Consider the following 5,150-nt stretch of genomic DNA (forward strand, 5'->3'; position numbering starts at 1 on the left):
TCCCGCGCGGGCGCGGGGTTGCGCACCCGCTGGTGCTCGTCCTGACCAGACAGGCTGGCCGGGCGTGTTGATCATGTCGGGCCAGTGCGCGACCGGTGGCGGCGCCCGTCGACGCGTCGGGAGGGTGCCAAAGGCGATACGCCGCCTTCGTCTCGAGGTGCGCGGACCGAGCGCCCACGCTCCGTCAGGTTGTGACCCGTCAGGTCATCACCTGCCCGACGCGCCCGGCAGAAAACGTCAGTGTGACCGCCAACCAAGCGCCACGCCGGGCAGCCTCGAGAACCGTCACGGCGGAGGCGGCGAGAATCGTCGCTGAGCGCCTCCGGAACCGGGCCTGTCCGCTCGTCCCGAAGCAGGGTGCGCCCCGGCGCCCTGCGCAGCGGCCCGGGCGGGCAAGATGGGGGCATGACCGAGGTGCGCATGGATTACGACGGTGAAGGTCTCGACGAGTCGCAGTTGCCCGCGGCGCCGCTCGAGCTGATCGAGGCATGGGTGCGCGAGGCACGCGAACGCCAGAATGCCCAAGGCGACGTGCCCGAGCCAGAGGCCATCAGCATCGCGACGGCCGACGCCGCCGGCGCGCCGCACGTGCGGACCGTCCTCATGCGCTACCTCGGGGCCGACGGCCCCGGTTTCTACACGAACCTCGAATCGGCCAAGGGCCGTGACATCGCCGAGAACGACCAGATCGCCGGGGCGCTCACGTGGCCGCTGATGTTTCGCGCGATCCGCTTCACCGGTAGCGCCGTCGAGCTGCCTCGTGACGTCGTGCGCGCCTACTTCGACTCGCGCCCGTATGGTTCGCGCGTCGGGGCGTGGGTGTCGAAGCAGTCGCGGCCGCTGACGAGCCGCGCCGAGCTCGAGACCGCCAACGCCGAGATGACGGCCCGTTACCCCGACACCGGCGGCGCCGACGACGTCCCCCTGCCCGACTTCTGGGGCGGCTACCGCATCAACTGCGACGAGATCGAGTTCTGGGCGGGGCGCCGTTCCCGGCTGCACGACCGCCTCGTCTACGTGCGCGTCGGCGACGGCGACCTCGACGACCCGTCAGCCTGGCGCATCGAACGTCGCTGGCCCTGAGCCGTCGACGTGTGCAAATCGCAGATGGGGACGCGATTCGCCGGGGTGGACGCCGTTCGCAGATGGGGCGAGATTCGCGAATGTGGACGAAAATCGCCGATGGATACGAGTGGGGCGTCGCCGGCATGGCGAGGCGGGGCGGCGACGCGTGGCAGTGATGCGTCTCGAGGCCGCCCGCGAATCTGCCGTCGCTGATTCGCCGGCCCGCAAAACCGGAGCGGACGGCGTCACCACCTAGCGTGGAGGTATGACTGACTCGTCCACGCCGACACCCCACGACCCGTCGACCGATCGTGCCCTGGCAGCACTCGACGCGCAGGACGAAGGAGCTACCGCGACGCTCGACTCCCAGGCTGACGCTGCCGCGATGACGTCGGCCGCGCGGGACGTGCAGGCTGATCGTGCTGCCACGTCCGGCGTCTCTCAGGTGGACGGGCGCGTCGAACCCTCGACGGCGACGCGGTTGTCGCGCGAGACGACGACGGCTCTCGACCGCATCGCCCTCGACGCTCAGCGCTCGGGTCGCGTGCCGGGCCTCGCCGCCGGGGTGGCGCGACGCGGGACGCTGCTGTGGCACAACGGTTTCGGGGCGGCGCACCTCGGCCAGAACGTCGGCGCGGAGCGCGTCGGGCAGACTGCGCCCGACGAGAACACGCGCTTCCAGATCGCGTCGAACACGAAGACGTTCGTGGCGGTGACGATCATGGCCCTGCGCGACGAGGGCAAGCTCGACATCGACGCTCCGGCCCGCGACATCATTGACACCATTACCGCCGATTCGCCGCTAGCGCGCATGACGCCGCGTCAGTTCATGTCGCACAGCTCCGGCATCCAGCGCGAGGCCGTCGGCGACGTGTTCGACACGCTCGTCATGCCGGGTCGCGACGAGTTCCTCGCGAGCCTCGCCCACAGCGAACGCGTCTTGCCCGCTCACACGCGTTTCCACTACTCGAACCTCGGGTACGCGCTGCTCGGCGAGATGATCAATCGTCTCGACGGTGGCGACTGGTTCGCTAGCGTGCAGCGTCGGCTCCTCGACCCACTCGGCATGACGTCGACAACTCTCGGCCACCCGGGCGGCGTCGACACCGATCCGCATGCTGCGGGCACCTATTTCGTGCCGCCGTACAGCGACGTCCCCGTCGACGAACCCGTCTTCGACTCGCGCGCCATCGCGCCGGCCGCGGGCATGGTCTCGAGTGTGCGCGACATGGCGCGTTGGGGAGGTTTCGTCGCGAACCCCGACCCCGCGATCCTCTCCGCCGACACGCTCGAGGAGATGTGTCAGCCGCAGATCGTCGCCGACGTCGATCGCTGGGGCGCCGCATGGGGTCTCGGGTTCATGCTGCTGCGCCGTGACGATCGCATCTGGGTCGGCCACACCGGCGGTTGGCCGGGCGCGATCACCGGCGTCTTCACGCACCGCGAGAGCGCGACGACGGGCGTCGCTCTCATGAACGCGACGCACACCCCCGATCCCGCGGCCCTCGCCACGGACCTCGCGAGCGCCGTCCAGGAGCGCGAACCCGAGCTGCCCGCAGCCTGGACGCCCGGGATCACCGTGCCCCCGGAGTTCGTCCCGCTGCTCGGGGTGTGGTTCTCGGAGGGGACGCAGTTCACGTTCGTCGTCGAGGGCGGCACGCTCAAGGCTCGCGTCGAGGGGTTGCCCGAGTGGAAGGCGCCGGCCGTCTTCGAGCGCGTCGACGAAGACCGCTACCGCACCGTCGCGGGTCGCGAGCGCGGCGAATGGCTCGTCATCACCCGCGACGCCGACGGTTCCGTCACCCAACTCAACTGGGCCACATACCGCTTCACGCGCGAGCCGGCCGCGTTCGGCGAATGGCTCTGACAGCGCGTTGCGAAGCTCACAGCATCTTCACAGCCCTGGCTTCCCGATTTAACTTTCAATGATGGGGGGAGCGGGTGTAGCGTCTCGTCACGAAGCGCGCCGCACTCCCTCCCCCCTGGCGGCTGCGCTTCACCCCGAGGCCGCAGCGCTCTTCGTGAGCGCGCGCCTCGGGTTCTTCTCTTTCGGCCCCCTTGCCTTCGCGGCTCGCCCGGCCTCACCCCTGCCGACGTCGCTCCCTTGACGAACATCGCTCTGACGAACACCTCCGAGGCACTGCCCGTCGCGCCTGCTCATTCCGGCGGTCCGCTCGAGGCGATCCGTTCGCGCGACTGATGCTCCGAGCCTCGCCCCACCGACGCCGGTATCGCGAGCACCCGTGCGCGGCGGCGCCGGAGGTGGCACTCTTGTCGTCGTGACTGACCTGATCGACACCACCGAGATGTATCTGCGCACCATCTATGACCTCGAAGAAGAGGGCATCCCCCCGTTGCGCGCCCGCATCGCGGAGCGCCTCGGCCACTCCGGGCCCACGGTGTCGCAGACGGTCGCGCGCATGGAGCGCGACGGTCTGCTCCACGTCGCGAACTCCCGGCGCATCGAACTGACACCCGAGGGGCGCCTGCTCGCGACTCGCGTCATGCGCAAGCATCGCCTCGCGGAGCGGTTGCTCGTCGACGTCATCGGCCTCGAGCTCGAGTACGTCCACGACGAGGCGTGCCGGTGGGAGCACGTCATGAGCGAGCGCGTCGAGCGCAAGATCCTCGAGCTCATCGTCGACAAGGGCCTGTCCCCGTACGGCAACCCGATTCCCGGGCTGGACGAGCTCGGCTGGGGCGAGGCGCCGGAGGGTTTCCGTGACGGCGTGCAGTCGCTCGTCGAGGTGGCCGGCAGCGAGTCGCTGCGCGTGGTGGTGCGCCGCATCGGCGAGCCCGCGCAAGCGGACGCCGAGTCTCTCGCGGTGCTGACGAGCGTCGGGCTGAGCCCCGGGGTGGCCCTCGACGTGCGTGCTGACGGCGACCGCGTCCACGCGGCCGTCGCCGATCGGCCTGACGACGCCGTGTCGCTGCCCGAGGACATCGCCTCGCACGTATTCGTGTCCGTGACGGGTCAGCAGGCCTGAGGTTGCATGTGATGTTCATCACGAGCACACTCTGTAACGGATTCTGAACCTCCGCTGGTGGCGCGACGAACGGGGCCTGAGACGGGTGCTCGATGCCGAAATGACGCCTATCTCGCCGGTTCCTGATTCACCGTCGTCGTGACTGATTCGTTACCGTCTTACCTGGTTCGACAACGAACACTCGCGTGCCGAACACGCCGAGCCCTGCCTGCGGCGCGCGAGTCATGTCAGCTACACCACCTGGCAGGGGTGGGGGACCCACTTCTTCGTTCCTGATCCGCGAAGCGCAGATCAAGAACTCGGGGTGAAGCTCGCGTCGCACGCACGAAGCGCCGAGAGCCGGGCCGAGCAACAGGTCCGAACCCGACAGCTCACCTCACAGGCGTTCGAGAGGTTGCACATTGTCCATCAAGAACACGCCGGGCCCGCTGCGTCCTGTGAAGCAGACGCGCACCCTGGCCATGCTCACCACGACCGTCGCCGTCTCCGGTGGTCTGGTCGCTGGTCTCGGCATCACGCAGAGCGCCGGTGCGGCCCCTGAGTCGGGCGCCGTTCACGAGGCCGCGGCTGCCGCCACGACACCCCTCGAGCTCAAGACCGTCACGCCGGCCAAGAAGCTCGTCGTCGCCCCGAAGGCCGCCCCGAAGCCCGCCGCCAAGGCCGCCCCGAAGCCCGCCGCCAAGGCCGCCGCGAAGCCCGCCGCCGCGAAGAAGTCGACGCGCGCGACGTCGCAGGCGCTGAAGCAGGTGTCGCGCTCGCAGGCCCGCAGTGCGCTGACGTCGGCCTCCGTGAAGCCCGTCAGGGCCGAGCGCAAGGCGAAGATCGCCGAGCCGGCGCAGCGTCGCTCGATCGTCGTCAAGAAGCGCACCGCGCCCGCCGCGTCGCAGTCGACGAACACCCACCGCGCCGCGTCGCAGTCGACGAACACCCACCGCGCCGCGTCGCAGTCGACGAACACCCACCGCGCCGCGTCGCAGTCGACGAACACCCACCGCGCCGCGTCGCAGTCGACGAACACCCACCGCGCCGCGTCGCAGTCGACGAACACCCACCGCGCCGCGTCGCAGTCGACGAACACCCACCGCGCCGCGTCGCAGT

Annotated in this window: 4 protein-coding genes and 1 riboswitch; all 4 genes read left to right on the forward strand. The window is 69.9% G+C overall.

Features of this window, described 5'->3' with window-relative positions; genetic code table 11:
* The first annotated feature begins 405 nt into the window (after window positions 1-405).
* Complete coding sequence (gene pdxH, locus HMPREF0321_RS04300) at window positions 406-1,083, forward strand: pyridoxamine 5'-phosphate oxidase (protein WP_038571517.1); 678 nt, start codon at window positions 406-408, stop codon at window positions 1,081-1,083.
* Between the two features lie 247 nt (window positions 1,084-1,330).
* Complete coding sequence (locus HMPREF0321_RS04305; protein ID WP_006944440.1) at window positions 1,331-2,932, forward strand: serine hydrolase; 1,602 nt, start codon at window positions 1,331-1,333, stop codon at window positions 2,930-2,932.
* A 412-nt stretch (window positions 2,933-3,344) separates the two neighbouring features.
* Complete coding sequence (locus tag HMPREF0321_RS04310) at window positions 3,345-4,052, forward strand: metal-dependent transcriptional regulator (RefSeq protein ID WP_040014453.1); 708 nt, start codon at window positions 3,345-3,347, stop codon at window positions 4,050-4,052.
* 185 nt (window positions 4,053-4,237) lie between these two features.
* Window positions 4,238-4,450: riboswitch (cyclic di-AMP (ydaO/yuaA leader) on the forward strand.
* A gap of 3 nt (window positions 4,451-4,453) precedes the next feature.
* Window positions 4,454-5,150 (forward strand): hypothetical protein (locus HMPREF0321_RS16380; protein ID WP_006944437.1); only part of this gene is annotated, 697 nt, incomplete at its 3' end.

It is taken from the genome of Dermacoccus sp. Ellin185, from assembly GCF_000152185.1.
In the GTDB taxonomy this organism is placed as follows: domain Bacteria; phylum Actinomycetota; class Actinomycetes; order Actinomycetales; family Dermatophilaceae; genus Dermacoccus; species Dermacoccus nishinomiyaensis.